This window comes from Pseudomonas sp. RIT-PI-S, from assembly GCF_025642975.1.
Lineage (GTDB): Bacteria > Pseudomonadota > Gammaproteobacteria > Pseudomonadales > Pseudomonadaceae > Aquipseudomonas.
The window spans coordinates 89,242-115,652 of sequence record NZ_JANZKJ010000014.1 but is presented as its reverse complement, the minus strand read 5'-3'; the positions used below and the strand labels follow the sequence as shown (position 1 = coordinate 115,652).

At 64.4% G+C, this 26,411-nt stretch carries 22 protein-coding genes; 15 read left to right on the top strand and 7 right to left on the bottom strand.

Features of this window, described 5'->3' with window-relative positions; genetic code table 11:
* Positions 1 to 83 precede the first annotated feature (83 nt).
* Together OGL93_RS18235 and OGL93_RS18230 are read left to right on the top strand one after the other, a co-directional pair.
* The gene (locus OGL93_RS18235; RefSeq protein ID WP_263264238.1) at positions 84 to 1,232 is read left to right on the top strand and encodes an MFS transporter; all 1,149 of its coding nucleotides are present in this window, start codon (positions 84 to 86) and stop codon (positions 1,230 to 1,232) included.
* 108 nt (positions 1,233 to 1,340) lie between these two features.
* The gene (locus OGL93_RS18230) at positions 1,341 to 1,826 is read left to right on the top strand and encodes a GFA family protein (protein ID WP_263264236.1); all 486 of its coding nucleotides are present in this window, start codon (positions 1,341 to 1,343) and stop codon (positions 1,824 to 1,826) included.
* On the opposite strand, the gene OGL93_RS18225 is transcribed toward OGL93_RS18230, so the two are convergent.
* Positions 1,827 to 2,876 (bottom strand): AraC family transcriptional regulator, encoded by a 1,050-nt coding sequence (locus tag OGL93_RS18225; RefSeq protein ID WP_263264234.1) that lies wholly within the window; start codon positions 2,874 to 2,876, stop codon positions 1,827 to 1,829.
* Positions 2,877 to 3,119: 243 nt separating this feature from the next.
* On the opposite strand from OGL93_RS18225, the gene eat reads away from it, so the two are divergent.
* From eat to eutC, 3 genes are read left to right on the top strand one after another with little or no spacing between them, the layout of a single operon-like run.
* Positions 3,120 to 4,481, top strand: coding sequence for an ethanolamine permease (gene eat / locus OGL93_RS18220; protein WP_263264232.1), 1,362 nt, complete (start codon positions 3,120 to 3,122; stop codon positions 4,479 to 4,481).
* Positions 4,482 to 4,484: 3 nt separating this feature from the next.
* Positions 4,485 to 5,879: an ethanolamine ammonia-lyase subunit EutB gene (locus tag OGL93_RS18215; RefSeq protein WP_263264230.1), complete on the top strand. Its 1,395-nt coding sequence runs from the start codon at positions 4,485 to 4,487 to the stop codon at positions 5,877 to 5,879.
* 8 nt (positions 5,880 to 5,887) lie between these two features.
* Positions 5,888 to 6,709, top strand: a complete 822-nt coding sequence (eutC, locus tag OGL93_RS18210) for an ethanolamine ammonia-lyase subunit EutC (RefSeq protein WP_263264228.1) — start codon at positions 5,888 to 5,890, stop codon at positions 6,707 to 6,709.
* Between the two features lie 836 nt (positions 6,710 to 7,545).
* On the opposite strand, the gene OGL93_RS18205 is transcribed toward eutC, so the two are convergent.
* Complete coding sequence (locus OGL93_RS18205; RefSeq protein WP_263264225.1) at positions 7,546 to 8,208, bottom strand: HAD-IA family hydrolase; 663 nt, start codon at positions 8,206 to 8,208, stop codon at positions 7,546 to 7,548.
* A gap of 149 nt (positions 8,209 to 8,357) precedes the next feature.
* On the opposite strand from OGL93_RS18205, the gene OGL93_RS18200 reads away from it, so the two are divergent.
* The 4 genes from OGL93_RS18200 (at position 8,358) to OGL93_RS18185 (ending at position 16,410) form a co-directional block, all read left to right on the top strand.
* Positions 8,358 to 10,010, top strand: a complete 1,653-nt coding sequence (locus OGL93_RS18200) for a VRR-NUC domain-containing protein (protein WP_263264224.1) — start codon at positions 8,358 to 8,360, stop codon at positions 10,008 to 10,010.
* On the top strand, positions 10,007 to 12,283 hold the full coding sequence (locus OGL93_RS18195; RefSeq protein WP_263264222.1) for an ATP-dependent DNA helicase: 2,277 nt from the start codon (positions 10,007 to 10,009) through the stop codon (positions 12,281 to 12,283). The genes OGL93_RS18200 and OGL93_RS18195 overlap by 4 nt, the downstream gene beginning before the upstream one ends.
* 84 nt (positions 12,284 to 12,367) lie before the next feature.
* Positions 12,368 to 14,008, top strand: a complete 1,641-nt coding sequence (gene pgm / locus OGL93_RS18190; protein WP_263264220.1) for a phosphoglucomutase (alpha-D-glucose-1,6-bisphosphate-dependent) — start codon at positions 12,368 to 12,370, stop codon at positions 14,006 to 14,008.
* A 305-nt stretch (positions 14,009 to 14,313) separates the two neighbouring features.
* A complete protein-coding gene (locus OGL93_RS18185) occupies positions 14,314 to 16,410 on the top strand; it encodes a UvrD-helicase domain-containing protein (RefSeq protein ID WP_263264218.1) in 2,097 nt (698 codons plus the stop codon).
* 8 nt (positions 16,411 to 16,418) lie between these two features.
* On the opposite strand, the gene OGL93_RS18180 is transcribed toward OGL93_RS18185, so the two are convergent.
* The gene (locus OGL93_RS18180) at positions 16,419 to 16,679 is read right to left on the bottom strand and encodes a DUF1652 domain-containing protein (protein WP_263264217.1); all 261 of its coding nucleotides are present in this window, start codon (positions 16,677 to 16,679) and stop codon (positions 16,419 to 16,421) included.
* 341 nt (positions 16,680 to 17,020) lie between these two features.
* Between OGL93_RS18180 and OGL93_RS18175 the strand changes: the two genes are divergently transcribed.
* Positions 17,021 to 18,646 carry a methyl-accepting chemotaxis protein gene (locus tag OGL93_RS18175; protein ID WP_263264216.1) on the top strand — a complete coding sequence of 542 codons (1,626 nt, stop codon included), beginning with the start codon at positions 17,021 to 17,023 and terminating at the stop codon, positions 18,644 to 18,646.
* A gap of 657 nt (positions 18,647 to 19,303) precedes the next feature.
* Here the strand turns inward: OGL93_RS18175 and OGL93_RS18170 are convergent.
* On the bottom strand, positions 19,304 to 19,468 hold the full coding sequence (locus OGL93_RS18170; RefSeq protein ID WP_263264285.1) for a hypothetical protein: 165 nt from the start codon (positions 19,466 to 19,468) through the stop codon (positions 19,304 to 19,306).
* Between the two features lie 9 nt (positions 19,469 to 19,477).
* Positions 19,478 to 19,780 carry a DUF1883 domain-containing protein gene (locus tag OGL93_RS18165; protein ID WP_263264215.1) on the bottom strand — a complete coding sequence of 101 codons (303 nt, stop codon included), beginning with the start codon at positions 19,778 to 19,780 and terminating at the stop codon, positions 19,478 to 19,480.
* A 114-nt stretch (positions 19,781 to 19,894) separates the two neighbouring features.
* On the opposite strand from OGL93_RS18165, the gene OGL93_RS18160 reads away from it, so the two are divergent.
* The 3 genes from OGL93_RS18160 to gorA all read left to right on the top strand — a co-directional run bounded on the left by OGL93_RS18160 (position 19,895) and on the right by gorA (position 22,655).
* Positions 19,895 to 20,248 (top strand): hypothetical protein, encoded by a 354-nt coding sequence (locus OGL93_RS18160; RefSeq protein ID WP_263264213.1) that lies wholly within the window; start codon positions 19,895 to 19,897, stop codon positions 20,246 to 20,248.
* Between the two features lie 144 nt (positions 20,249 to 20,392).
* Positions 20,393 to 21,229 carry a UTP--glucose-1-phosphate uridylyltransferase GalU gene (gene galU, locus OGL93_RS18155; RefSeq protein WP_263264212.1) on the top strand — a complete coding sequence of 279 codons (837 nt, stop codon included), beginning with the start codon at positions 20,393 to 20,395 and terminating at the stop codon, positions 21,227 to 21,229.
* Between the two features lie 70 nt (positions 21,230 to 21,299).
* The gene (gorA, locus tag OGL93_RS18150) at positions 21,300 to 22,655 is read left to right on the top strand and encodes a glutathione-disulfide reductase (RefSeq protein ID WP_263264211.1); all 1,356 of its coding nucleotides are present in this window, start codon (positions 21,300 to 21,302) and stop codon (positions 22,653 to 22,655) included.
* A gap of 6 nt (positions 22,656 to 22,661) precedes the next feature.
* Here gorA and OGL93_RS18145 read toward each other — a convergent pair whose 3' ends face one another.
* Both OGL93_RS18145 and OGL93_RS18140 read right to left on the bottom strand, forming a co-directional pair.
* Positions 22,662 to 23,306 carry a response regulator transcription factor gene (locus OGL93_RS18145; protein ID WP_263264210.1) on the bottom strand — a complete coding sequence of 215 codons (645 nt, stop codon included), beginning with the start codon at positions 23,304 to 23,306 and terminating at the stop codon, positions 22,662 to 22,664.
* 32 nt (positions 23,307 to 23,338) lie between these two features.
* Positions 23,339 to 23,584 carry a LuxR family transcriptional regulator gene (locus tag OGL93_RS18140; protein WP_276583590.1) on the bottom strand — a complete coding sequence of 82 codons (246 nt, stop codon included), beginning with the start codon at positions 23,582 to 23,584 and terminating at the stop codon, positions 23,339 to 23,341.
* A gap of 438 nt (positions 23,585 to 24,022) precedes the next feature.
* Here OGL93_RS18140 and ahpC point away from each other — a divergent pair, with 438 nt between their 5' ends.
* Both ahpC and ahpF read left to right on the top strand, forming a co-directional pair.
* Entirely contained in the window at positions 24,023 to 24,586 is a 564-nt protein-coding gene (ahpC, locus tag OGL93_RS18135) for an alkyl hydroperoxide reductase subunit C (protein ID WP_263264209.1), read from the top strand.
* A gap of 125 nt (positions 24,587 to 24,711) precedes the next feature.
* Positions 24,712 to 26,274 (top strand): alkyl hydroperoxide reductase subunit F, encoded by a 1,563-nt coding sequence (gene ahpF, locus OGL93_RS18130; protein WP_263264208.1) that lies wholly within the window; start codon positions 24,712 to 24,714, stop codon positions 26,272 to 26,274.
* Positions 26,275 to 26,411 lie beyond the last annotated feature (137 nt).

Here is a 26,411-nt window from a genome sequence, read left to right as displayed (position 1 = left end):
CACGGCTGCCGCCGTCGCCTTGCTTTTGCCTGGGCGGGCCTGCAAGGTAAGCGCTCTACGATGACAGGGATCCAAGGTCAGCCATGAGTGCCACTTCAGCGTTCGCGGTCGCAGCGGTCGGGCGGGCGCAACGGATGTCCACCCGGGTAGTGTTTTTCATCGCCGGTTTCGTCATGTCGGCCTGGGCGCCCATGGTGCCCTTGGCCAAGGCCCGCATCGGGCTGGACGACGGCACCCTTGGCCTTCTGCTGTTGGGGCTGGGCGGTGGCTCGATCCTGGCGATGCCGTTCGCCGGTTACCTCACTGCCCACCGCGGCTGCCGCTGGACCATGGTGCGCAGCGCGTTGCTGCTCTGCTTGCTGCTCCCGGTGCTCGCCGGTGCGCCTTCCATTGCGTGGCTGGCCGTTGGCCTGGTGCTGTTCGGTGCCTGCATGGGCCTGCTGGACTGCGCCATGAACATCCAGGCCGTGCTGGTGGAGAAGGCCAGCGACGACGCCGTGATGTCGGGTTTCCATGGCATGTACAGCGTGGGCGGGATCGCCGGGGCGGCGGGGATGACCGCCTTGCTTAGCCTGGGCATGGCCCCCTTGCCGGCTTCGCTGATCGTGGTGGCGATCGTATTGGCGGCCTTGTGGCAGGCAGCTGGGGCTTTCCTGCGCCACGGCTCGGAGCGGGACGGCCCGCTGTTCGCCATGCCTCGCGGCATCGTGCTGTTCCTCGGGGTGCTGTGCTTTATCGTGTTCCTCACCGAAGGCGCCATGCTCGATTGGAGCGCGGTGTTCCTGGTATCCGTTCGAAGCATGGACCCCGCCCTGGCAGGCCTGGGCTATGCCGCTTTCGCGGTGACCATGACGATCGGCCGGCTGACCGGCGATGTGCTGGTCAACCGCCTCGGCGGCGTGCGAATCGTGCTGCTGGGGGGTGCCTGCGCCGCGGCCGGCCTGGCCATTGCGCTGCTGCTGCCCGGCTGGCCAGCGGCGCTGGTCGGCTTCGCCCTGGTCGGCGCCGGTTGCTCGAACATCGTGCCGGTGCTGTTCTCGGCCGTGGGCCGACAGCAGCGCATGCCGCAAAGCTCGGCGATTCCGGCGATGGTTTCCCTGGGCTATGCCGGCATCCTGCTGGGGCCGGCCACCATCGGTTTCCTGGCGCACTGGATCGACCTCTCCTGGGCGCTAGGCAGCCTGGTGCTGCTGCTATTGTTCGTAAGCGCCAGCGCACGCTATTTGCGCTGAGGTTCGCTCGGAGGCAAGGAGCGGGGCCATCCGGCGATGCCTCGAGGCTCGCAGGCTGTTGCCAGCGCCTACCGAGATTTGACAGCTTACATACCACGGAGAACGCCCATGCACCTCGAAGGCTCCTGCCACTGCGGCCAAGTCCGCTTCAGCTTGAACAGTGCCCATCCCTATCCGTATCAGCGCTGCTACTGCTCCATCTGCCGCAAGACCCAAGGTGGCGGAGGTTTTGCCATCAACCTGGGCGGCGAGGCGAAGACGCTGAAGGTGACGGGCGAGAAGGCGATCAGCATTTACCATGCACGCATGCCCGATGGCCATGGCGGCTTTGAGGCCAGTAGCGCCGAGCGGCACTTCTGCAAGTTCTGCGGCACGGCGCTGTGGCTCTACAGCCCGGAGTGGCCGGAGCTGATCCACCCCTTCGCCAGCGCTATCGACACCGAGCTGCCGGTGCCACCGGAGCATACGCACCTGCTGCTGAACTCCAAGGCGAGCTGGGTCGAGGTCGAGGCCAAGCCCGGCGACCAGCAGTTCGACGAATACCCGAAGGAGTCCATCGCCGACTGGCACCAGCGGCTCAAGCTCGAGCGTTGATCAGCCCAGCGACCGCCATTGCCGTGGGCTTACCCCATGCCAGCGGCGGAACGCCCGGGAGAAGGCGCTGGTTTCCGAATAGCCGAGCAAGCCGGCCAGCTGGGTGACCGAGGTCACACCTTCGCGCAGGTAGCGCTGCGCCAGGCGCTGGCGAACCTGCTCGATCAGCTGGCTGAAGCAGCAACCGTGCTCGCGTAGCCGGCGCTGCAGGGTAGCGGGGCCAAGGTCGACCGCCAGCGCCACCGCTTCCAGGGTCGGCTCGCCCGCCGGCAGTTGCCCGACGATAGCCGCCTCCACCCGGGCGAACAGCCCATCGTCGCCCGCGCTGGCGCCCAGTTGGCGGATGGCATCCTTGACCAGCATCAGCAGCACCGGATCGCTGCCCGGCATGCGGTGGTCGGCGATGTCCGCTTTGGGGATCAGCAATCCGTTGCACGGCTGGTCGAAACGCACTTGGGCGCCGAACACCTGGCGGTGTTGTTCGCCGTCATCCGGCCGGCTGTGCTCGAACAGCACCTCCCGGGGGTGCCAGCCATCGCCCAGCACATGGCGCACCAGGTTCATCGCCATGCCCATGGTGAGCTCGGCATCATGGCGGCGCTCGCGGATGGACGCATGGCGGATCTGGTAGTCGAAGCGGTAGCACTCGCCGGCGTCTACCAACTGGATGAGGGTGCTGTGCTGGTGAAACGGGAACGCCTCGGCAAAATTGACCAGCGCCGCCTCGAGGGTCGGCGAGCACAGCCCCACATAGCCCAGCAGCCCCAGTGCCTGCGGTTTGAACTGTTCGCCATAGCGCAGGCCAAAATGCTCACAACCGGTTTGCCGGGCGGCCTCTTCCAGCACCTCGCAGTAATTGGGCAGGGCCAGGCTCAAGGTAGGGTGGGCCAGTTGCTCGGGGTCGATGCCGGCGCGGCCGAATACCCGGTCCAGGTCCCCGCCATGGTCGGTGATAAAGGCGTCCAGGCCACTGGCGGCGGCGGATAGCACGCCCTGATGCTGGCGCGGCGCGGCGGACTGCAGGGCAGGGTGGGCAGGCGAGCGCGTCACGGTCGGTTACCTTGCGAAGGCTGATAGGCTGAACAAGCAAGAGCCGTTCCCGATTTCCCACGGCTGCCCGGGCGTTTTCCGCGCCAGCCTGGTGCAACCTGGGCCTTGGCCGCGCCTTGCCGGAGCGTGGCCGGCGATTTGACCGCAGGGGCTCGGCTTGAGTGTTCTGCGGTCAAGTCTTGCGCGTGTGCGCTGGCTATGCTCGGGAAAAGCCATTCTCGGCCATGAACTGGAAGGTGACTGATGAGCGCGAACACACTCAAACCGACCCTGGGCACCTTGCACTTGTGGGGGATCGCCGTTGGGTTGGTAATCTCGGGCGAATACTTCGGCTGGAGCTATGGCTGGGGCACGGCCGGCACCTTGGGCTTCTTGGTGACCACGTTGCTGGTCGCCGTGATGTACACCTGCTTCATTTTCAGCTTTACCGAGCTGACTACTGCTATTCCTAACGCAGGTGGCCCGTTTGCCTACAGCCTGCGGGCCTTTGGTGTTACGGGCGGTACCATCGCCGGGCTGGCGACGCTGATCGAGTTCGTGTTCGCCCCGCCGGCCATCGCCATGGCGATCGGTGCTTACCTTAACGTGCAGTTTCCCGGGCTGGAGCCGAAATGGGCCGCGGTCGGCGCCTATGTGGTGTTCATGACCCTCAACATCCTGGGGGTGAGCATCGCCGCCACCTTCGAGTTGGTGGTCACCGTGCTGGCGGTGCTGGAACTGCTGGTGTTCATGGGCGTGGTCGCGCCAGGCTTCAGCTTCGCCAACTTCGCGGCTGGCGGTTGGGCAGGGGAAAACAGCTTCAGCAGCGCCACCCTCTCGGGGATCTTCGCTGCCATCCCGTTCGCGATCTGGTTCTTCCTCGCCATCGAAGGAGCAGCCATGGCGGCCGAAGAAGCCAAAGACCCCAAGCGCACCATTCCCACGGCCTACATCGCGGGCATCCTCACCCTGGTGGTGCTCGCCCTGGGGGTGATGATCTTCGCGGGCGGCGTGGGCGACTGGCGCGCGCTGTCCAACATCAACGACCCGCTGCCGCAGGCCATGAAGGCCGTAGTGGGCGATAACTCGAACTGGATGCACATGCTGGTATGGATTGGCCTGTTCGGCCTGGTGGCGAGCTTCCACGGGATCATCCTGGGTTACTCCCGGCAGTTCTTCGCCCTGGCCCGTGCAGGCTTTCTGCCGCCGGCGCTGGCGCGGCTGTCGCGGTTCCAAACGCCGCATCGGGCGATCATCGCCGGCGGCGTGGTGGGCATCGCGGCGATTTTCAGCGACGGCCTGATCAACCTTCAGGGCATGACGCTCACGGCGGCGATGATCACCATGTCGGTGTTCGGGGCCATCGTGATGTACATCATCAGCATGCTCAGCCTGTTCAAGCTGCGCCGCAGCGAGCCAGGGCTGGAGCGTAGCTTCATGGCCCCTGGCTACCCGATCGTGCCGGGCATCGCGCTGGTGCTGGCGGTGGTGTGCCTGATCGCGATGATCTGGTTCAACCTGCAAGTGGGGCTGGTGTTTCTTGCCCTGATGGTGCTGGGTTCCATTTACTGCAAGCTGGTGCGCGGGCGTACCCCCGGCCTGGCCATTGCCACTAGCGAGGGGTGACCTATGGCGGCGTTCAGCCAGACCATTGGCGGCATCACCTGGACGTTCGAGAGCCTGCGCCGCCTGCTGGCCAAGGCCAGCCCGGCGCGCTCCGGTGACTACCTGGCTGAGGTCGCCGCCAGCAGCGACGCCGAGCGTGCGGCGGCGCAAATGGCACTGGCCGACGTGCCCTTGGCGCATTTTCTCGACGAGGCGGTCATCCCTTATGAGGCCGACGAAGTCACCCGGCTGATCATCGACAGCCATGACGCCACGGCCTTCGCCCCTGTACGCCATCTGACGGTGGGCGGTTTCCGTGACTGGCTGTTGGGCGAGGCCGCTACCGGGGCCGCATTGGCCGCCTTGGCGCCGGGGCTTACCCCGGAAATGGTCGCTGCGGTGTCCAAGCTGATGCGCGTGCAGGACCTGATCCTGGTGGCGCGCAAGGTCCGTGTGGTCACAGCCTTCCGCGGCACGCTCGGGCTGCCCGGGCGGATGTCGACCCGACTGCAGCCCAACCACCCTACCGATGACCCCGCCGGTATCGCCGCCAGCCTGCTCGACGGCCTGCTCTACGGTAACGGCGACGCGATGTTTGGGATCAACCCGGCGAGCGACAGCCTGCCGGCGATCATCGAACTGCTGAAGATGCTCGACGGGGTCATCCAGCGCTATCACATCCCCACCCAGGCCTGTGTGCTCACCCATGTGACGTCGTCGATTGCGGCCATCGAGCGCGGCGCGCCGCTAGACCTGGTGTTCCAGTCCATCGCCGGCACCGAGGCGGCCAATGCCAGCTTCGGGGTCAGCCTTGAGATCCTTCGCGAGGGCTATGAAGCCGGGCTGAGCCTCAAGCGCGGCACCCTTGGCCAGAACCTGATGTACTTCGAGACCGGCCAGGGCAGCGCGCTTTCCGCCAACGCCCATCATGGGGTCGACCAGCAGACCTGCGAAGCCCGGGCCTATGCGGTGGCGCGGCGGTTCAAGCCGTTTCTGGTCAACACGGTGGTCGGTTTCATCGGCCCTGAATACCTCTACAACGGCAAGCAGATCATCCGCGCCGGGCTGGAGGATCATTTCTGCGGCAAGCTGCTCGGCGTGCCCATGGGCTGCGACATCTGCTACACCAACCACGCCGAGGCGGACCAGGACGACATGGACACCCTGCTGACCCTGTTGGGCGCCGCCGGGGTGAACTTCATCATGGGCATTCCCGGTTCCGACGACGTGATGCTCAACTACCAGACCACGTCCTTCCACGACGCGCTCTACGTGCGCCAGGTTCTGGGCCTGCGGCCCGCTCCCGAGTTCGAGGCCTGGCTGGCGCGCACCGGGATCCTCCAACAGCAAGGCCATAGCCTGCGGCTCGGTGCCGAGGTTCCGGCCACTTTCGCCAGGGCCATTGGGCAGTTGCGATAAGGACGACTATGAGCGATGAACCCCGTAACCCCGCGCAAGCCGACCCCTGGCAGGCGCTGCGCGGGCTGACCCCGGCACGCATCGCCTTGGGCCGCGCTGGCACCAGCCTGCCGACCGCGGCCCAGCTGGATTTTCAATTCGCCCACGCCCAGGCGCGCGATGCTGTGCACCTGCCGCTCGACGTGCCCGCCCTGGCGACGGTGCTGGCTGCCGAAGGCGCCGAGGTGCTGCACGTGCACAGCGCCGCCAGCGATCGGCTGGTCTACCTGCAGCGCCCAGACCTGGGCCGTAAGCTGGACGCCCCTGGCGCCGCCCGATTGGACGCTTACGCCGCCACCGGTGAGCAGGGGTTTGACCTGGCCGTGGTAATCGCCGATGGATTGTCCTCGCTGGCGGTGCAGCGCCATGCCGCGCCAATGTTCGCCCGTATCGCCGCGCTGGCCGTGGAGGAAGGGTGGCGCCTGGCGCCGGTGGTCGTCGTGGAGCAGGGCCGGGTGGCGGTGGCCGATGAAGTCGCGCAGCGCTTGGGCGCGCGCATGGTGGTCAACCTGATCGGTGAACGTCCTGGCCTGAGCTCGCCCGATAGCCTTGGGCTGTATTTCACCTGGGCGCCGCGGGTGGGCCTGACCGATGCGGCGCGCAACTGCATTTCCAACGTACGCCCGCAAGGCCTGAGCTACGCCACCGCTGTGCACAAGCTGGCCTATCTGATGCGCGAAGCCTGCAAGCGCCAGCTCTCAGGCGTGAACCTCAAGGATGAAGCCCAGGTGCCGGTGGTAGAGGCGGGTACCGGCGCCAGCCCGGGCAATTTTCTACTGCCGCCCGGTTGACACCGGCGTTCGCGGGCTGGGCCCGTTCTTGAGGAAGTTCCATGATTGCCCGCACGCTCCAACGCGCAGCAGCACGGCTTGCCGGCGACGGGTGTTGCGCGGAGCTGCGTATGATCGCGGGCAAGCCCAGCTGCTACGGCCCTGGCGCCGCTGGTTCGCGGGCTTGCGCCCGCCTCCCACAGGGGCGGGCAGGACTTCTGCGGGAGATTCTTTGGTTGCCCGCAAGCGCTAACCCGTAGCAGCACGGTTTGTCGGCGACGGGTGTTATGCGGAGCTGCGTAAGATCGCGGACAAGGCCGGCTGCTACGGCCCTGGCGCCGCTGGTTCGCGGGCTTGCGCCCGCCTCCCACAGGGGCAGGCAGGACTTCTGTGGAAGGTTCTTTGGTTGCCCGCACGCTCCAACGCGCAGCAGCACGGCTTGCCGGCGACGGTGTTACGCGGACCTGCCCGATCGCGGGCGAGCCCGGCTGCTACGGCCTTGGCGCCGCTGGTTCGCGGGCTTGTGCCCGCCTCCCACAGGGGCGGGCAGGATTTCTGTGGGAGGTTCTTTGGTTGCCCGCACGCTCCAACGCGCAGCAGCACGGCTTGCCGGCGACGGGTGTTACGCGGAGCTGCGTATGATCGCGGGCGAGCCCAGCTGCTACGGCCTGGCGCCGCTGGTTCGCGGGCTTGCGCCCGCATTCCCCCTACGGCCTGGCGCCGCTGGTTCGCGGGCTTGCGCCCGCATTCCCCCTACGGCCTGGCGCCGCTGGTTCGCGGGCTTGCGCCCGCATTCCCCCTATGGCCCTGGCGTGTAGGCTTCTGGCGAAGCCTGCGAACGGCCGGATTAGGTGTGGCTACCCTTGCCGCCGCGCCTCGATCACCTGCCACAACCGCGCGTCGGTGAAGTCATCGATGACCAGGTCCGCACCAGCGGCCAGCAGGGCCGCGGCGCTCTGACTGGTCGCCAGGCCCACGGTGAATAGCCCGGCTGCCTTGGCCGCGGTCAGCCCGGGAATCGAATCCTCGAAGGCAAGCGCGGTACCTGCCTCGGCCCCCAGGCGCTCCAGCCCGGTCAGGTAGGGCAGTGGGTCGGGCTTGGCCCGTGCCAGCTCCTCGGCCACCACCACGCTGGCGAAGGCGTCGGCCAAGCCCAGGGCGGCGAGCATATGGTCGGCATTGGCCCTCGGTGCATTGGTCACCACCACACGGCCGATGCCGTGCGTGTGGGCATATGCGAGCAGGTCGGTAAGCCCGGCAATGGGTTCCAGCGTTTGCGACAGCGCCCGGAAACGTGCCTCCTTGCGGTCGGCGAAGGCCCGGTGGTGCTCCACGCTGCGCTCGGGAAACAACAGCGCGCACAGCTCGGCGTTGGCCCGGCCGCTACACAGCGCCTCAAACTGGGCCTCGGTAAAAGGGCGGTTGTCTTCTTCCCACAGCAGCTGCTGGATGGCCACCAGGTGCAGCTTGTCGGTGTCGGTCAGGGTTCCATCGAGGTCGAACAGCAGGGCAGTGAGCATAAGCGCATCCGGCAAGGCAAAACGCCGAGGGTAACAGGCCCACTGGGTAGGGCTCAAACCGCCTTTACCGACCGCTGGGCTGTGCGCGGTTGAAGCTTGCCAAAACTGTATGTATAACCAGCAGCCAGGCGACCTTGGACCTCTGCTGCGTGAACGCCCTCGACAACCCCTTTTATTACCTGAGCAACTTCGAACAGGCGCTGGCTTGGCTGCGCCTGCGCTACGACGATGTGCTCGATGCGGCCGAGCGGGAGTTCATCGAGGGGTTCGCGCACCTGCCCCAAGGCGCGCGGGCCCTGCTGGTGCGGTTGGTGATGCGCAAGGGCGCGCACTTTCGCCGCGGCAAGCTCGCTTATGAGGAAATCGGCGATGCCAGCCAGGCTGCTGCGCCGCTGCTGAGCCGGGGTTGGCTGGTGGCCGACGCCGCCCTGAGCCTGGCCGACCTGTTCACGTTGTTCGGCAAGGCTGAACTGCGCCAAGGCTTCGCCGAGCACGCGCTGCCGGCGACCGCCCGTAAAGGCGAATGGTTCGAGGCATTGGCGCCCCTGCATGGGCGCATCGCGCCGCTGAGCGAGTGGTGGCCTGGGCATGAGGACGCGGTGTGGCAGCTGGCGGTACGCCCTTTGTGCGAGCGGCTGCGCTTGCTGTTTTTCGGCAACCTGCGCCAGGACTGGTCGCAGTTCGTGGTGGTGGAATTGGGCATCCAGCGGTTCGAAAGCGTGGACTTCGCGCCGCATTCCCGGGCGTTCCGCCACCGCCAGGATCTCGACGTAGCGCTCGGCCTGGCCGAGTGCGCCCAGGCCTTGGAGGAGGGCGCGGATACCGCCGTGCTGTTGCAGGCGCTCACTGCCCTGGTGTCGGACAACCCATGGCTGGCTAGCCGCCGGCAGAAGACACTGTTCCGCCTGGCGCAGCGCTGCGAGCGCAGTGGAGACTGGCCCCAGGCCGCCAACCTCTATGCCGATTGCCGCTGGCCGGGCGCCCGCTTGCGCCGTTTGCGCATGCTGGAGCGCAGCGAACGCTTCGGCGAAGCGATGGCCTTGGCCGAGCAGGCCAGCCAGGCCCCGGAGAACGCTGCCGAAGCGCAGGGCCTGGAGCGGTTGTTACCGAGGCTGCGCCGCGCGCTGGGAGACAAGGTGCGGGTCCGGCGGGCCAGCCAGGCCGTGGTTCGCCTGGACCTCTGCCTGCCGCCCCAGCGCAGCGTGGAACGGGCGGTGTGCGAAGCCTTGAACGCCGAGCAGGCCCCGGTGATGTACGTGGAAAATACCCTGTTCAACGCCTTGTTCGGCTTGCTCTGCTGGCCGGCGTTATTCGCCCCCGTGCCGGGCGCCTTCTTCCACCCTTTCCAGGCGGCCCCGCTGGATTTGCATCAAGCGGATTTCGCCCAACGGCGCGAGGCCGAACTGGCCGCTTGCCTGGCACAACTGCACAGCGATGCCTACCGGGCCACTATCCTCGACCGTTTCGCCAGCAAGTTCGGCCTCGCCAACCCGTTCGTGCACTGGGGGGCGGTCGACGAGCCGCTGCTGCGGCTGGCCTTGGCGTGCATTCCGGCGGAGCACCTACGGCTGTGCTTCGAACGCCTGTTGCAGGACGTGAAAGCCAACCGTGCCGGCATGCCAGACCTGATCCAGTTCTTCCCCGCCACCGCTGGCTATCAGATGATCGAGGTCAAGGGGCCGGGGGACCGCCTGCAAGACAACCAGCTGCGATGGATCGCGTTCTGCCAGGCGCACGGCCTGCCAGTGAGCGTTTGCCACGTTCGCTGGCAAGTGCCGGCCACGAGCGCGCAGCCGGCATGACGCTGACCGTCGCGGTGCGGGCCCTGTGCGAGTTCACCGCGCGCGAGGGCGACCTGGATTTGCGCTTCACGCCGTCGCCCAGCGCGCTGGAAGGCATGGCCGGGCACCGCAAGGTCAGCGACCGGCGTGGCCCAACCTATCGGCGGGAAATCAGCCTGGCCGGGGAGCACAAAGGGTTGCAGGTGCGCGGCCGTGCAGACGGCTTCGACCCTGAGCGCCAGTGCCTGGAAGAGGTGAAAACCCATCGCGGCGACCTCAAGCGGCAGCCGGCCAACCAGCGCGCCCTGCACTGGGCCCAGGCCAAGGTGTATGCCAGCTTGCTGTGTGAGGAGCAGGGGTTGCCGCGAGTCAAGGTGGCGCTGGTATATTGGAACGTGGACAGCGAGAGCGAAACACGCTTCGAGGCCGACCACGGCGCCGACGCCTTGCAGGCGTTCTTCCACGCCCAGTGCGAGGCGTTCCTCGACTGGGCGGCCCGCGAGCGCGCGCACCTGCAGCGGCGGGATGGCTTCTTGCAGGCCCTGGCCTTCCCCCACGAGGCGATGCGACCCGGCCAACGGCAATTGGCCGAAACCGTCTATAAGGCCGCCAGCATGGGCCGCGCTGTGCTGGCGCAGGCCCCTACCGGCATCGGCAAAACCCTCGGTACGCTGTTCCCGCTGCTCAAGGCGATGCCACGGCAACAGTTGCAACGCATTCTGTTCCTCACCGCCAAGACCCCCGGGCGGCGGTTGGCGCTGGACGCCTTGCAGCAGCTGCAGCCGGAGCCGGTGCAGGGCGAGCCGCAGCCGCTGCGGGTGCTTGAGCTCACCGCCCGTGAAAAGGCCTGCGAGTACCCGGGCACCGCCTGCCACGGCGATGCCTGCCCGCTGGCGCGTGGCTTCTACGATCGGCTGCCGGCCGCCCGGGTGGCAGCGGCAGAGCGGGGCTGGCTGGACCGCGCTGCCCTGCGCGAACTGGCCCTGGCCCATCAGGTGTGCCCCTACTACCTGAGCCAGGAAATGGCCCGCTGGGCCGATGTGATCATTGGCGACTACAACTATTACTTCGACCTCAGTGGCTGGCTGTTCGCGCTGGCGCAGGCGCAGGAGTGGCGGTTCGCGGTGTTGGTGGACGAAGCGCACAACCTGGTCGAGCGCGCCCGTGGGATGTACAGCGCCAGCCTCGATCAACGGTTGCTGGCGACCTTGCGCGAGGCGCCGTTGGCCGGGGCGAGCAATGCCTTGCGCACCCTCGGCCGGCACTGGAGCGCCCTGGCCAAGGCCCAGGGCGAGGGTTACCACAGCCAACCGGGGTTGCCGGCCCAGTGGCTGGCTGCCTTGCAGCGCTGCATGAGCATTGTCAGCGATCAACTGAACCAGGACCCCGCGGCGGTTGCGCCGCAGTGGCTGGACTTCTACTTCCAGGCGCTGCAGTTCACCCGGGTGGCGGAGCTGTTCAGCGATGCCTTCGTGTTCGACCTGGAGGTCTACCCGGCCCGGCGCGGCCTGCGCGCACGGCTGAACCTGCGCAATGTGGTCCCCGCGCCATTGTTGACGCCGCGCTTCAAGAGCGCCCGCAGCTGCGTGCTGTTCTCCGCCACCCTGAGCCCTGCGCATTACTTCGCTGACCTGCTGGGCCTGCCGGACGGCTGGGCCTGGCTGGACGTACCGTCGCCGTTCCGGGCCAGCCAGCTGCATGTGCGCCTGGCGGCGCAGGTGTCGACCCGCTATGCCGACCGCCAACAATCCCTGGCGAGCGTGGCGCGGATCATCGCCGAGCAGTATCAGCGCCGCCCAGGCAACTACCTGGCGTTCTTCAGCAGTTTCGATTACCTGGGGCAGGTGGCCGAGCGCCTGGCCGCCAGCTGTCCCGAGGTGCCGCTGCGCTGCCAGCGCCGCGCCATGGATGAAGGCGAACGGCAGGCGTTCATCGATGGTTTCACGGCCGACGGTTGCGGCATCGGTTTTGCGGTGCTTGGCGGTGCCTTCGGCGAAGGCATCGACTTGCCCGGCGCACGGCTGATCGGCGCGTTCGTGGCCACGCTGGGCATGGCCCAGGTCAACCCGGTCAACGAAAACTTCAAGCGGCGCATGCAGGCGCGCTTTGGCAGCGGGCATGACTACGTCTACCTGTTTCCCGGGTTGCACAAGGTAGTGCAGGCGGCGGGGAGGGTGATCCGCCATGAGGCCGATCAGGGCACCATCGTGCTGATCGACGACCGCTACGCTCAGCCTCAGGTGCAGCGCCTGCTGCCTGGCTGGTGGCCGGCAGCCGAGCCAGTGGCGGGATGAGCCGCCTGCCTTGGATCAATCCCGTCGCGTGGCGGTCGAACTGTCAGTAAACTGCCACCGTTCGTTACCCATCCGAGGTTTTGCATGAAGCACAGTCCGCTAGCGGGCAAGCCGGCGCCGGCCGAATTGCTGATCGACATTCCCAGCCTGGTGACCGCCTACTTCACCCGGCAACCCGACGCATCGGTCCCGACCCATCGGGTGGCCTTCGGTACCTCCGGGCACCGGGGCACCTCGTTCGATAACAGCTTCAACGAAGACCATGTGTTGGCCATCAGCCAAGCCATTTGCCTGTACCGGAAGGGCAAGGGCATCGACGGCCCGCTGTTCCTCGGCATCGACACCCATGCGCTGTCCACGCCCGCGGGCGCCAGTGCCCTGGAAGTGTTCGCCGCCAACGGCGTTGAGGTCATGCTCGCGACCAACGACGAGTACACCCCCACGCCAGCGCTGTCCCACGCGATCATCTGTTACAACCGAGGCCGCAGCAGCGGCCTGGCCGACGGCGTGGTGATCACCCCGTCGCACAACCCGCCTCAGAGCGGCGGGTTCAAGTACAACCCGCCAAACGGCGGGCCCGCAGACAGCGATGTCACCAAGTGGATCGAGGCCAAGGCCAACGAGCTGCTCGAGGGCAAGCTGGCCGGCGTCAAGCGCATGCCGTACGAACGCGCGCTGAAGGCTGGCACCACGCACCGCCATGACTTCCTCAACACCTACGTGGCAGACCTGCACAATGTGATCGACCTGGACGTGATTCGCGGTGCCGGCCTGCGCCTGGGCGTGGACCCGCTTGGCGGGGCAGGTGTCCGCTATTGGCCGGCCATCGCCGAGCACTACAAGCTGGACCTGGATGTGGTCAACCCGCATACCGACCCCACGTTCCGCTTCATGAGCGTGGACTGGGACGGCCAGATCCGCATGGACCCATCTTCCCGCGACGCCATGCAGGGCCTGATCGGCCTGAAGGACCGCTACGACGTGGCCTTCGCCTGTGACCCGGACCACGACCGCCACGGCATCGTGACCCGCAGTGGCGGCCTGATGGCGCCGAACAACTACCTGGCCGTGAGCATCGACTACCTGTTCCGTAACCGGCCCCAGTGGCGCGCCGACGCCGCAGTCGGCAAGACCGTGGTCAGCAGTGGGCTGATCGACCGGGTGGCCAAGCGCTTGCAGCGCACCCTTTATGAGGTGCCGGTGGGCTTCAAGTATTTCGCCGAGGGCCTGTTCAACGGCACGCTGGGCTTCGGTGGCGAAGAAAGCGCCGGGGCCTCGTTCCTGCGCCGTGACGGCACCGTGTGGAGCACCGACAAGGATGGCCTGATTCCAGCGCTGCTGGCCGCGGAAATGACCGCGCGCCTGGGTAAGGACCCGCACCAGCTTTACCAGGACATGATTGCAGACCTGGGTGAGCCTTTCGCTACCCGGGTCGACGCCAAGGCCAACCCCGCGCAGAAAGCCGCGCTAGGCAAGTTGTCGGCGCAGCAGATCACGTCCACGTCCCTGGCCGGCGAGCCGATCGAGCAGATCCTCAGCAAGGCGCCAGGTAACGACCAAGCCATCGGCGGTTTGAAGGTCATGACCGCCAACGGTTGGTTCGCCGCGCGGCCTTCTGGAACGGAAGACATCTATAAGATCTACGCCGAAAGCTTCAAAGGCGAAGCGCACCTGCAGGCGCTCGTCAGTGAAGCACAGCAGTTGGTCGACAGCGCGATCAGCTGACCTCACCCGGGCGTTGCCCCCTCCACAGGAGCGGCAACGCACGGGAACCGTCCTGTCCAAATTTAATTCTCTTTCTCAATATATTCAGTTAACTAATTGAAAATGCTGATTTTTGTTCTGTGATCTCGAAACTACATCAACTTTGGGTTCGGCTGCTTCAGCGCTGCTGGCCCGGGCGAGCCCAACCTCCTGCCAAGCCTAAACGCGCCCGGGCGACTCCGCGCAAGGCTCGGCAGCCGCGCCCGGCGAAGGCTATTGAGGCCGCCTCGCCGGCGGCAGGCGAAAGCCTCTTCGCGGACCTGCCCTTGGCGATCACCCCGGCCCTGCGCAAGCGGATCAGGGCGGACGTCGCCCGCCTGCTTCCGGCGCATGCACAGCCGTCGCCGGGGCAATGGAAGCTGATTCTTGGCAACGCCATCAGCACTTGTGTGGTCGCTGGCGCGGGCTCGGGGAAATCCAGTTCGCTGGTATTGCGCATCGTTGTGCTGACCCAGTACCTGGGGGTGCCGCTCGAAGACATCAGCGTGGTGACCTTTACCCGAGCTTCCCGGGCTGATTTTGCCGAGCGGCTGGTGCGCCTCTTCGCGCTCTGGGGGCAGCCGCTGACGCTAAGCCAGGCGCGGGCCCGGGTAACCACCTTCCACGCCACCGTCCTCACTTGGGCGCGAACCTTGCCCGGGTTTGTCCAATTGCAGGCGTTCGAAAGCCTCGGGGCCGGCGAAGGCGGTGCCAACCCGTTTCAACTGCGCATCAACGAAGGCCAGCGCCAGCAGTTGAACCACTGTTATCAGGCGCTGCTGGCCAGTGATCCTGAGTTCGCCACTGTGATGCAGGCGCTGAGGGTGCGAGCGAGCCAGTTGCCTCCTTTACCAGAGGGCCACCCCGAGGTGCAGCGGCGAATGGCCGCGCTGGTGCCCGCGGCGCAGCGAGACGCGGCCCTATGCGAGTTGATCGCACAGCATTGGCGCCAGGCTGGGCACTGGCCCTTGCCTGGGGTTGTCGAGCACTGCAGCGAACACCGGGTCGGCGGGCAGGTGTTTCGTTGCCACGGTCGGTTGGAATCCACGGGCGCATGGGTCGTTCTGGGGGCCGACCCTTCCTTGGGGGAGTTGGCACGACCTGGCGCCAAGCTGCCGGTAAGGGCCGAATGGGCCGTCAAGCGCACGTTGTTCCAAGCTTTCTTCGATAAGCCACTGATCTGGCTTGATTCGTTCGACAGCATCCGCATGCTCAGCGCCGGCCCTGAGATGCAGGGCCCCGGGTTGGACTACGCCTTGGCTGGAGAGGCCGGCCCCCAGCCGTTACTGGATGCCTTCGTGGCCACGGCCAGCTTTATCGAGAATCTGGGCCTTGAGGTACCAACGGCCGCCGCCACGCTCGCGGACAGCGAAGACGGCGTGTTTTTCCAGGCCCTGGGGCGTTATTGGCCGGCGTTAGAGCGGCAGCTCTTGGCGCTGGCGCCGCCGGTGCTCAGCTATAACCGGATGTTCGCGATCTTTAGCGATCCCCATGGTGGGGCCTTGAAGCGTTTGCCTGATGCCAAGCTCACTGCGATTCGCCATCTGCTGGTCGATGAATTCCAGGACATTTCGCCGCAGATCGCACGCTGGCTGCGCGCCGGCTTGGCCGAACGTCTTCGGCGCGACGCCTCCACGCCGGCCAGCTTTATGTGCGTAGGCGACGACTGGCAATCCATTTATGGCTGGCGCGGAAGTTCTCCAGCGTTCTTCATGCACTTCGCACAAGCATTTCCCTCACCCAAACATCAACGCTTACTGTTGAAGGAAAACTTCAGAAGCACGCAGCAAATCATTGATGGCGCGGAATATATCGTTCGCTCGACTCAATCCATCCCGGGGAAGAAAGCGCTGGCCGCTGGGATAATCACTGCTACAACCCAACCGAAGAAAATACAACTTCGTTGGAAAGACCCGGCACTTATCGCCCAGGTTGCCCAGGAAAGTCTCGGAGCCGGGCTCGCCGTATTGATGCTCTATCGCCAGGCCAAGGATGATCCGCGACAACTGGCGCCGGTGGCGGAGCTGTTCGAACACCAGGCCCGGTTGCCGGCGGAACAGCGCCGGCTGCGCTGCATGACCATTCATGGTGCAAAGGGGTTGGAGGCGGATGTTGTGATATTGATCGGTGACTGTGTTGCCCGCCCTGCTTCAAGCGCACGTAACCGGCTGTATGCACTTGCCGAAAGCACCGGTTATTCAGGCGCCGATGCCTACGACCGTGCCCAGGCGGACGAAGCCCTGCGGCTGGCCTATGTGGGCATTACCCGTGCGGCGCGGGAAGTGCATTGGTACGTGGAGCGTACCTCCGGCAAACCAGCGCAGCCGGGTGCCTTGGCGCGCACGGCGGGAGCCGAGGCGTTGTTCGAGGATAAGCGACGATAAGGGGGCGATCAGTTACAGGCGCAGAGGGTCTGCGGGGGGATAAAGGCTTCGAGCTCGGCTTCGACGGCTTCGATCATGCGTTCCACATCCGCTGCGTTCATCACCGTGGCGCAGGGGATGCCCGCAATGGCGATCAGCGTTTCGCCCGTGCCGCGATCGAACAACCGGGCCACCATGCTGCTGGGCGCGTCCATGCTCGCTTCGAAACCCAGGGGATGGAAGTGCCAGCGCATCACTTGGCAAGCATTAGGGAATGTCATTTTGTTCATGGTGCGTACCTCTGCATCATGCATGCAGTAACCAGCCCTGGAAGTGCCGGGTTGTTTACTGGGGAGTTCAAAGACCATAGCACCGCGCGATGCCGGGCATCATGTTTTTTTTGAATGGATTGGCACTTTTTTGTGAATTATTGATCGCGGTCACGAGTGCCCGTTTCGTTATTAGCGTGGGGCGATAGTGTCACTTTGATACTTCTGCATACCGCTCCCAGTTTAAAACTCTTATGTTGCACTTCAGTTCTCTATGCCATCGCCGATAAAGCCGTGAGGGCAGCGCTGTGTGTGCGCCGCCGGCCGCGCGGCAGGTCGCCGCGTTTTAACGAGATACGCCCATGGCTATAAGAACGCTCAATATTGCTCCTCGCGCCTTCCTCGGGTTTGCCTTCATTGCAGCTTTGCTGTTGGCGCTCGGTGCCTTTTCGGTAAATCGGTTAGCCGTGATTCGCGCCGCAGCCGCGGACATGGAGCAAACCCAGCTGCCCAGCATCGGGTATATCGGCGACCTGATGGAAAACGTGTTGCGGCTGCGCATTACTTCCTTCCGAGTGCTAGTCAACCGGGAACCCGCTGCGTTGGCCGAAACGGGTACTCGGATCGCCACGCTGATGGATAAGGTCGCCGAGGCGCGCACGCGTTATGCGGCCATGCCCAAGGGGGATAAAGAAGCGGCGGCGTTCAAGCAATTCGAAAGTACCCTCACGGATTACCTGGATGCCCAGCAAACCATGTTGGCATTGTCTCGTGACAACCGTCTTGAAGAATTGCGCGCTTTGATCAACGGGCGGATCAAGGCAGGTACCGACCAGATGGGCGATCAACTGCGCGATTTGGTCTCGATCAACAAGGCCGACGCCGTGGCGGCCAGCTCAGTAGCCGGCGCGCGCTACGAGGCGGCGGTCTGGACGGTCATAGGTGTATCCGTGCTGGCGTGCGCGCTCACGGTCATTCTGGCGCTGTGGCTGACCCGCAGCATCGTCACGCCCCTGGCCCATGCGGTGCGTGTGGCCGATGGCATCGCTCAGGGTAATCTCAGCCAGGCCATCGACTCGTCCGGCAATGACGAGCCGGCCCGTTTGATGGGGGCGCTGGGGCGGATGCAGGCAAGCCTGCGCCAGACCATCGAACAGATCTCCGGCTCGGCGACCCGCCTGGCGTCTGCCGCCGGCCAACTGAGCGTTACCACCGCCGATGCCAACCTGGGGCTTGGCCGCCAGCATGATGAGATCGAACAAGCCGCGACTGCGGTGAACCAAATGACTGCCGCTGTGGAGGAGGTGGCCCGCAACGCGGTGTCTACCTCCGAGGCCTCTGAGAATTCCAGCCGCATCGCCGACCAGGGCCGCGATCGGGTGAGCGAGACGGTGGACGCGATCCAGGCCATGAGCGGGGAGGTCGAGGCCACCGCGCGCCTGATCGAGGGCCTGGCGGCACAGGGCCGGGACATTGGCCAGGTGTTAGACGTGATTCGCGCCATCGCTGAACAGACCAACCTGCTCGCGCTTAACGCCGCCATCGAGGCTGCCCGTGCCGGCGAGGCTGGCCGTGGCTTTGCGGTGGTGGCCGATGAGGTGCGGGCATTGGCCCATCGCACCCAGCAGTCGACCCGGGAAATCGAGCAGATGGTTGCAGGGATTCAATCAGGGACCGGCAACGCCGTGCAGTCCATGCAGTTGAGCACGCAGCGCAGCCAACACACCTTGGAGAAGGCCCGCGAGGCGGGCGTTGCGTTGGGCCAGATCACCGCGGCCATCGCTCAGATCAATGAACGCAACATGGTGATAGCCAGCGCTTCGGCCGAGCAGGCCCAGGTGGCGCGGGAAGTGGACCGTAACCTGGTCAATATCCGCGACCTGGCAGGCAGCACCGCCAACGGTGCTCGGCAGACCAGCCTCGCCAGCGAGGACCTGTCCCGCCTGGCCGAAGCCCTCAACGAGATGGTGGCGCGGTTCCGCACCTGATCCAAGCCGGTTCGCGGGCTGCGCCCGCCTCCCACAAGGCTGGGCAGCATCTCCTGTAGGAGCTGGCGCAGCCTGCGAACCTTACGCACCCAAGTCACAGACTGCGCCGCACCCCACATGGCTGGGCAGCATCTCCCGTAGGAGCTGGCGCAGCCTGCGAACCCCAGACACCCAGGCCACAGACTGCGCCGCACCCCACAGGACTGGGCAGCATCTCCCGTAGGAGCTGGCGCAGCCTGCGAACCCCAGGCGCCAAGGCCACAGACTGCGCCGCACCCCACAGGACTGGGCAGCATCTCCCGTAGGAGCTGGCGCAGCCTGCGAACCCCAGACACCCAGGCCACAGACTGCACCCGCACCCCACAGGCTGGGCAGCATCTCCCGTAGGAGCTGGCGCAGCCTGCGAACCCCAGACACCCAGGCCACAGACTGCGCCGCACCCCACAGGGCTGGGCAGCATCTCCCGTAGGAGCTGGCGCAGCCTGCGAACCCCAGGCGCCCAGGCCACAGACTGCGCCCGCACCCCACAGGCTGGGCAGCATCTCTCGTAGGAGCTGGCGCAGCCTGCGAACCCCAGGCGCCCAGGCCACAGACTGCGCCCGCACCCCACAGGCTAAGCAGCATCTCCCGTAGGAGCTGGCGCCAGCCTGCGAACCTCTAAAGCGCGCGCGTTACGCGAATGTCCTTGAGCGCTTCGGCCTGCGCTTCGCCGTGGATGGCCAACAGGGCCTGCACCGCTTCTTCGACCGAACCATGTTCGAGATGGGCGAAATCCCAGCGCCGCTGGCCATCGAGGGTGTAGTGAATGACGTAGCGTGACACAGGCATACCTCAGCTGAAGGAAGACGGCGAACGGCGGATCAGTTTGATCGAGTGTTTGAACGGGGCCTTTTTCGCCGCGTTATTAAGTGTGCTGCCGGCGGTGTCCAGGGTGATGTTCCAGTAGCCGGTACTGGGAACGGTAATCCTGGCGGGGAAGCGGTCGAAGGCGCCGCCGTGGTAGGTGTGGCGCGCGCCGTTCTTGAACGCGCGGAAGTTGGCATCGCTCATCAGGCGGATATTACAGCGCTGGGAACACTCGATAACGACCACATCGTCTTCATTGAGATGTTCGCGCTGGTGAACGAATTTCATGCTGGCTCCAGATATCGGCAAGGGCCGAACGATAGCACGCCAGCACCGGGCAAGCACGGGCGCTGCGAACGTTCCTGGCCGGTGACGGTCCTAGGTTCTTTTTTGGAGATCAACATGAAGGTAGTTGGGTTGTTGCTAGGCATGCTCACGCTCGGTGGCTGCGCCACGGTTGCTGAAATAGAACAAACCCACGAGACCATGGATGTTATGTCTGGCAAGGATCCCCAGGACTATACTCAATGCCTCGCCCGCAAACTCTCGGCTAGCCGTGGGCCGGTGGCCATCGATAAAACCGCCAACGGCTACAAGGTGATCGTTCCGCGCAAACTCGCTTCGGGGCCTGCTGCGGTAGTGGACATCCAAGAGCGCTCCGGTGGTAGCACGATCAAGGTTCATGAGCGACTTTCGAACCTGCCGCTACGCTTCAAGGATGTACAAGCCGCGGCCACGGAATGTATCTCGGGATGATTACCGTCAGCGTCGCGGAACTTACCCGCAAGGTTTTTTTCTACTTATGCAGCAGCCGCTTCGCAGGCCCCATTGTAAGCCTCGATGCGCGTGATTAGACTGCGCCGAACTTGTACGTAACGCCCTAAGAACCAAGGACACTTCATGATCAAGAAATGCTTGTTCCCGGCAGCCGGCTACGGTACCCGCTTCTTGCCGGCTACCAAGGCAATGCCCAAGGAAATGCTGCCGGTGGTTAACAAGCCACTGATCCAGTACGGCGTTGAAGAAGCGTTGGAAGCAGGCTTGAACGGTATTGCGATCGTTACCGGGCGTGGCAAGCGGGCACTCGAAGACCACTTCGACATCAGCTACGAGCTGGAAAACCAGATCCGCAACACCGACAAGGAAAAATACCTGGTCGGGATTCGCAAGCTGCTCGACGAGTGCACCTTCTCCTACACCCGCCAGATCGAAATGAAAGGCTTGGGCCACGCGATCCTCAGCGGCCGTTCGCTGATCGGTGACGAACCTTTCGCCGTGGTGCTGGCGGACGACCTGTGCGTCAACCCCGAAGGCGATGGTGTGCTGGAGCAGATGGTCAAGCTGTACAAGCAGTTCCGCTGCTCGATCGTGGCTATCCAGGAAGTCGATCCGCAAGAAACCAGCAAGTATGGGGTGATCGCCGGCGAAATGATCCGCGACGACATCTATCGCGTTCATAGCATGGTGGAAAAACCAAAGCCTGAAGACGCACCGTCGAACCTGGCGATCATTGGACGCTATATCCTGACGCCGGATATCTTCGACCTGATCGAGCAGACCGAACCGGGCAAGGGTGGCGAAATCCAGATCACCGATGCGCTGATGAAGCAAGCCAAGGACGGTTGCGTGCTGGCTTACAAGTTCAAGGGCCAGCGTTTCGATTGCGGCAGCGCCGAAGGTTATATCGACGCTACCAACTACTGCTTCGAGAACTTCTACAAGAAAGGCCAGCTGTAAACTGCAGGCCCGGGTAGACCGAACGCCGCCATTGTCATAATGGCGGCGTTTTCGCATCAGGAGTTTTTTCATGACATACGATTTTGATTTGTTCGTCATCGGCGCCGGTTCCGGCGGGGTACGCGCGGCGCGCTTCTCCGCAGGGTTTGGCGCCAAGGTAGCTATCGCCGAAAGCCGCTATTTGGGCGGCACCTGTGTGAACGTTGGTTGCGTGCCGAAAAAGCTGCTGGTGTATGGCGCGCATTTTCATGAAGACTTCGCCACCGCGCAGGCATTCGGCTGGGAGACCGGCACGCCGAGCTTTGACTGGCGCACATTGATCGCCAACAAAAACCGGGAAATCGAGCGCCTCAATGGCATCTACCGCACCATGCTGGGCAACAGCGGGGTCACCCTGCTCGACGGCCACGCGCGCATCGTCGACCCGCATACCGTCGAGGTGGGAGGCATACGTCACAGCTGTGAGCGCATCCTGATCGCGACTGGCGGTTGGCCGTCTATCCCAGACATCCCCGGGCGTGAGCACGCCATCAGCTCCAACGAGGTGTTCTTCCTCGAGCAATTGCCCAAGCGGGTGATCGTGGTGGGTGGTGGCTATATCGCCGTCGAATTTGCCGGTATTTTCCACGGCCTTGGCGCGCAAACGACCCAGCTGTATCGCCGGGAGCTGTTCTTGCGCGGCTTCGATGACGGAGTGCGCACGCATTTGGCCGAAGAGTTCACCAAGAAAGGCCTCGACCTGCGCTTCAACGCGGACATCGCCCGCATAGACAAACGCGACGGCGTGCTGCAGGCCACCCTCAAGAGCGGCGAGGTGCTGGAAGCCGACTGCATCCTGTACGCCACTGGGCGCCGGCCCATGCTGGACAACCTGGGCCTGGAGCACACCGCGGTCACCCTCAACGACGAGGGGTTCATTGCCGTGGACGATAACTACCAGACCCATGAGCCTTCGATCCTCGCCCTTGGCGATGTGATAGGTCGCGTGCAACTGACTCCGGTGGCATTGGCCGAAGGCATGGCCATCGCGCGCCGGCTCTACAAGCCCGAACACTATCGCCCGGTGGATTACCAGAACATCCCTACGGCGGTGTTTAGCCAGCCAAGCATCGGCACCGTCGGCTTGACCGAGGCGCAGGCACTGAAGGCTGGGCATAAGGTGCGGATATTCGAAAGCCGCTTCCGGCCGATGAAGCTGACCCTCACCGACAATCCCGAACGTATTTACATGAAGCTGATAGTCGATGCGGGATCGGACAAGGTCCTGGGTTGCCACATGGTTGGGCCCGACGCCGGGGAAATCATTCAAGGGCTGGGCGTAGCCTTGAAAGCCGGCGCAACCAAGGCGATTTTCGACGATACCATCGGCGTGCATCCGACCGCAGCCGAAGAGTTCGTGACCATGCGTACCGCTGTGGGCGAGTAAGGCTGCTTATGGCAGCGAAGGCTCATACAGCGGCAGCGCGTCGGCGTGAAGGCCAAGCTTGTCCAGCGCCGAACGGCGTTGGCGGCTGATGGTCTTTTCGCTGCGCGCTAACCGAGCGGCAATTTCACGCCCGCTGTAGCCTTCGGCACTGAGATTGATCACTTCGCGTTCGCGGGGGCTAAGCAGTTGCCGGTTTTCCTGGCCCCAATGGCGACGGCTTAGATAGTGCCGCTCGAGAACCGCTTCAAAGCCCGGGCTCACCGAGGTTTTGCCGTGAGCGGCCTGGATCAATATGCGCTGCAACTGCTCGCTGTCTCCGCGTTTGTCGTATAGCCCTTTCGCGCCGGCCGCCAGGCAGGCGCCGAGCAGGGTAGGCTGTTGCGAGGCCGTCATGACCACCAGGGCTACCCGGGGGAAGGCCTCGCGCAAGCACAGCAGCAGCTCGCCACCAGTGGGCCCTTCGTGTGCCGGCATGTGCCAGTCCACCAGGGCAAGGTCGCATGTCAGGCCGCGCAGGCTGCGCAGCAGCGCCTGGCCACTGGTCACGCTGGCGCAGACCTCGAAGCGTTTGCGTGACGTGCTCTGCAGCTGCTGGCGCAAGCCATGCAGCAGCACTGGATGGTCATCGGCGATAGCGATACTTAAGGCCATTACAACTCCTGCGCGGGCGACGGGCGGCGGGCTTAGTGGAGGTCGATGAGGTTGTGTTCGAGCGCAAGCAGCACAGCCACATGGCGGGATTTCACACCGAACTTGCGGCGGATGTTGCAGAAGTGGAAGTTGATCGCCGATTCGCTGCAGCCGAGTATCCGCGAAATTTCCCATGAGGACTTGCCCCGGGCGCTCCACTGCAAGGCAGCGGTTTCTTTCTTGGTCAGGCGGACGGGTTCCAGCTGGTGTACATAGGCGCTCAAGACATTGCTCGACATCGCGGTGCTCCCTGTTAATTCAGATGACGGTCGCAAGAGTTGAAGGATCCAAACGAGGTGCGTTCATCACGCCGTTCAGTTGCGGTCACCTTAAAGTGGGCTCGTCCAGCGCTGTGTAGGAAAAGGCACCAAGAAACTCTAGAAAAATCAACAGCTCAGGGGAGGCCCTGTAAGGGGGCTTGGCATTAGGCAGGGCGGGAAAACATTCATACGCCGCCGAGGCTCGAACAATCGATAGCCAGCCGTAAGATGCTTTACGCAAGCGCGGCGGTGATATACAAAGCCTGCGCTGCCGCGCCCTTTTCCCTGTCATGGCCTATCGTGCCGAGTCGCCCATAGGCAAAACCAATGGTCAGCATGTGTATTGCCAATGAGCATGCCAGGGCAATCGTGGCTAGGATTCCCCCAGTCAGTTTTCACTACCAAGGAGATTCACCGATGCCCATCATCAACAGCCAGATCAAACCCTTCAAAGCCCAGGCCTTCCACAGCGGCAAGTTCGTTGAAGTGACCGAAGCCACCCTGAAAGGCAAGTGGTCTGTGGTGTTCTTCTACCCTGCCGACTTCACTTTCGTCTGCCCGACCGAACTGGGCGACCTGGCTGACAACTACGCCGAGTTCCAGAAGCTGGGCGTGGAAATCTACAGCGTGTCCACCGACACCCACTTCACCCACAAAGCGTGGCACGACACTTCGGAAACCATCGGCAAGATCCAGTACCCGATGATCGCCGACCCAACCCTGGCCATTTCCCGCAACTTCGACGTGTTGATCGAAGAAGCAGGCTTGGCTGACCGCGGCACCTTCGTGGTCAACCCGGAAGGCCAGATCAAGATCGTCGAAATCACCGACGGCGGCGTGGGCCGTGACGCCCTGGAGCTGCTGCGCAAGGTCAAGGCTGCCCAGTACGTTGCCGCTCACCCGGGCGAAGTGTGCCCAGCCAAGTGGAAAGAAGGCGAAGCTACCCTGGCTCCGTCTCTGGACCTGGTCGGCAAGATCTAAGGCCTTGAAAAGGTCCGTGGCGGTGAGCCGCCTCTCTTAAGCGACACCACCGCCCACAAAAACGCCCGGGCGATATTCGCCTGGGCGTTGTTGTTTCTGAATCAAGTACAAAGGAAATCGCCCGTATGTTGGACGCCAATCTCAAATCCCAGCTCAAGTCGTACCTGGAACGGGTCACCCAACCGATCGAGCTGATCGCTTCGCTCGATGACGGTGCGAAATCCCGTGAAATGCTGGAGTTGCTCCAGGAAATCCAAGGCCTGTCCGCGCTCATTACCTTGCGCGACGACGGCACCGATGCGCGCACGCCATCGTTCAGCGTCAACCGCCCGAATGGCCAGATCAGCCTGCGCTTCGCTGGCATCCCCATGGGGCACGAATTTACTTCTCTGGTGCTGGCGCTGCTGCAGGTGGGCGGTCACCCGTCCAAGGCGAGCGCCGAAACCCTTGAGCAAATCGCCGCGCTGCAAGGCGAGTTCCGCTTCGAGACCTACTTCTCGCTGTCGTGCCAGAACTGCCCGGATGTGGTCCAGGCGTTGAACCTGATGGCAGTGATCAACCCGGCCGTTCAGCACGTGGCCATCGACGGTGCGCTGTTCCAGGCTGAAGTCGACGAGCGCCAGGTAATGGCTGTGCCTAGCGTGTACCTCAACGGCGAACCGTTCGGCCAAGGCCGCATGGGCCTCGAGGAGATCCTCGCCAAGCTCGACACCAACGCCGGTGCCCGCCAGGCCGAGAAACTCAACGGCAAGGCGCCATTCGACGTGCTGGTGATCGGTGGCGGCCCGGCGGGCTCTGCCGCGGCAATCTACGCCGCGCGCAAGGGCATTCGTACCGGCGTGGCGGCTGAGCGCTTCGGTGGCCAGGTACTGGACACCCTGGCGATCGAGAACTTCATTTCGGTGAAGGAAACCGAAGGGCCGAAGCTGGCCATGGCGTTGGAAGAACACGTCAAGCAGTACGAAGTCGACATCATGAACCTGCAGCGCGCCGAGCAGCTGATCCCAGGGCGGCACGGCGACCTGCACGAAGTACGCTTCGCCGGCGGCGCCTCGCTCAAGGCCAAGGCCGTGATCATCGCGACCGGCGCCCGCTGGCGCGAAATGAATGTACCCGGCGAGCAGGAATACCGTAACCGTGGCGTTGCGTACTGCCCACACTGTGACGGCCCTTTGTTCAAAGGCAAGCGCGTTGCGGTCATCGGTGGCGGCAACTCCGGCGTGGAAGCGGCCATCGACTTGGCGGGCATCGTAGCGCACGTGACCTTGATCGAGTTCGACAGCCAACTGCGCGCCGACGCGGTGTTGCAACGCAAGCTGACCAGCCTGCCGAACGTGACGGTCATCACCAGTGCGCTGACCACCGAGGTCAACGGTGACGGCCAGAAGGTCAACGGGCTGACCTACAAGGATCGGCAGACCGGTGAGCTGCACAAGGTCGCGCTCGAAGGCATCTTCGTGCAGATCGGCCTGTTGCCCAACACCGACTGGCTCAAGGGCGCCATCGAACTGTCGAACCGGGGCGAGGTGATGGTTGATGCCCGTGGTGAAACGGACCTGCCAGGGATCTTTGCGGCGGGGGATGTCACTACCGTGCCGTACAAGCAGATCATCATCGCCATGGGCGAGGGCGCGAAGGCTTCGCTTGCGGCCTTCGACCACTTGATCCGCACCTCTGCCCCCGCCTGACCGGGCAGTGGGCCGCTAACAGCTCGCATTCGCCCACCTCACGCCGGTTGCTCCTCACGGGGCAGCTGGCCGTTTTTCATTTTGCCACTACGCTGGCCTATAGCCGCTTGGCTTACGGAACGGTGATCGGCCAAAAC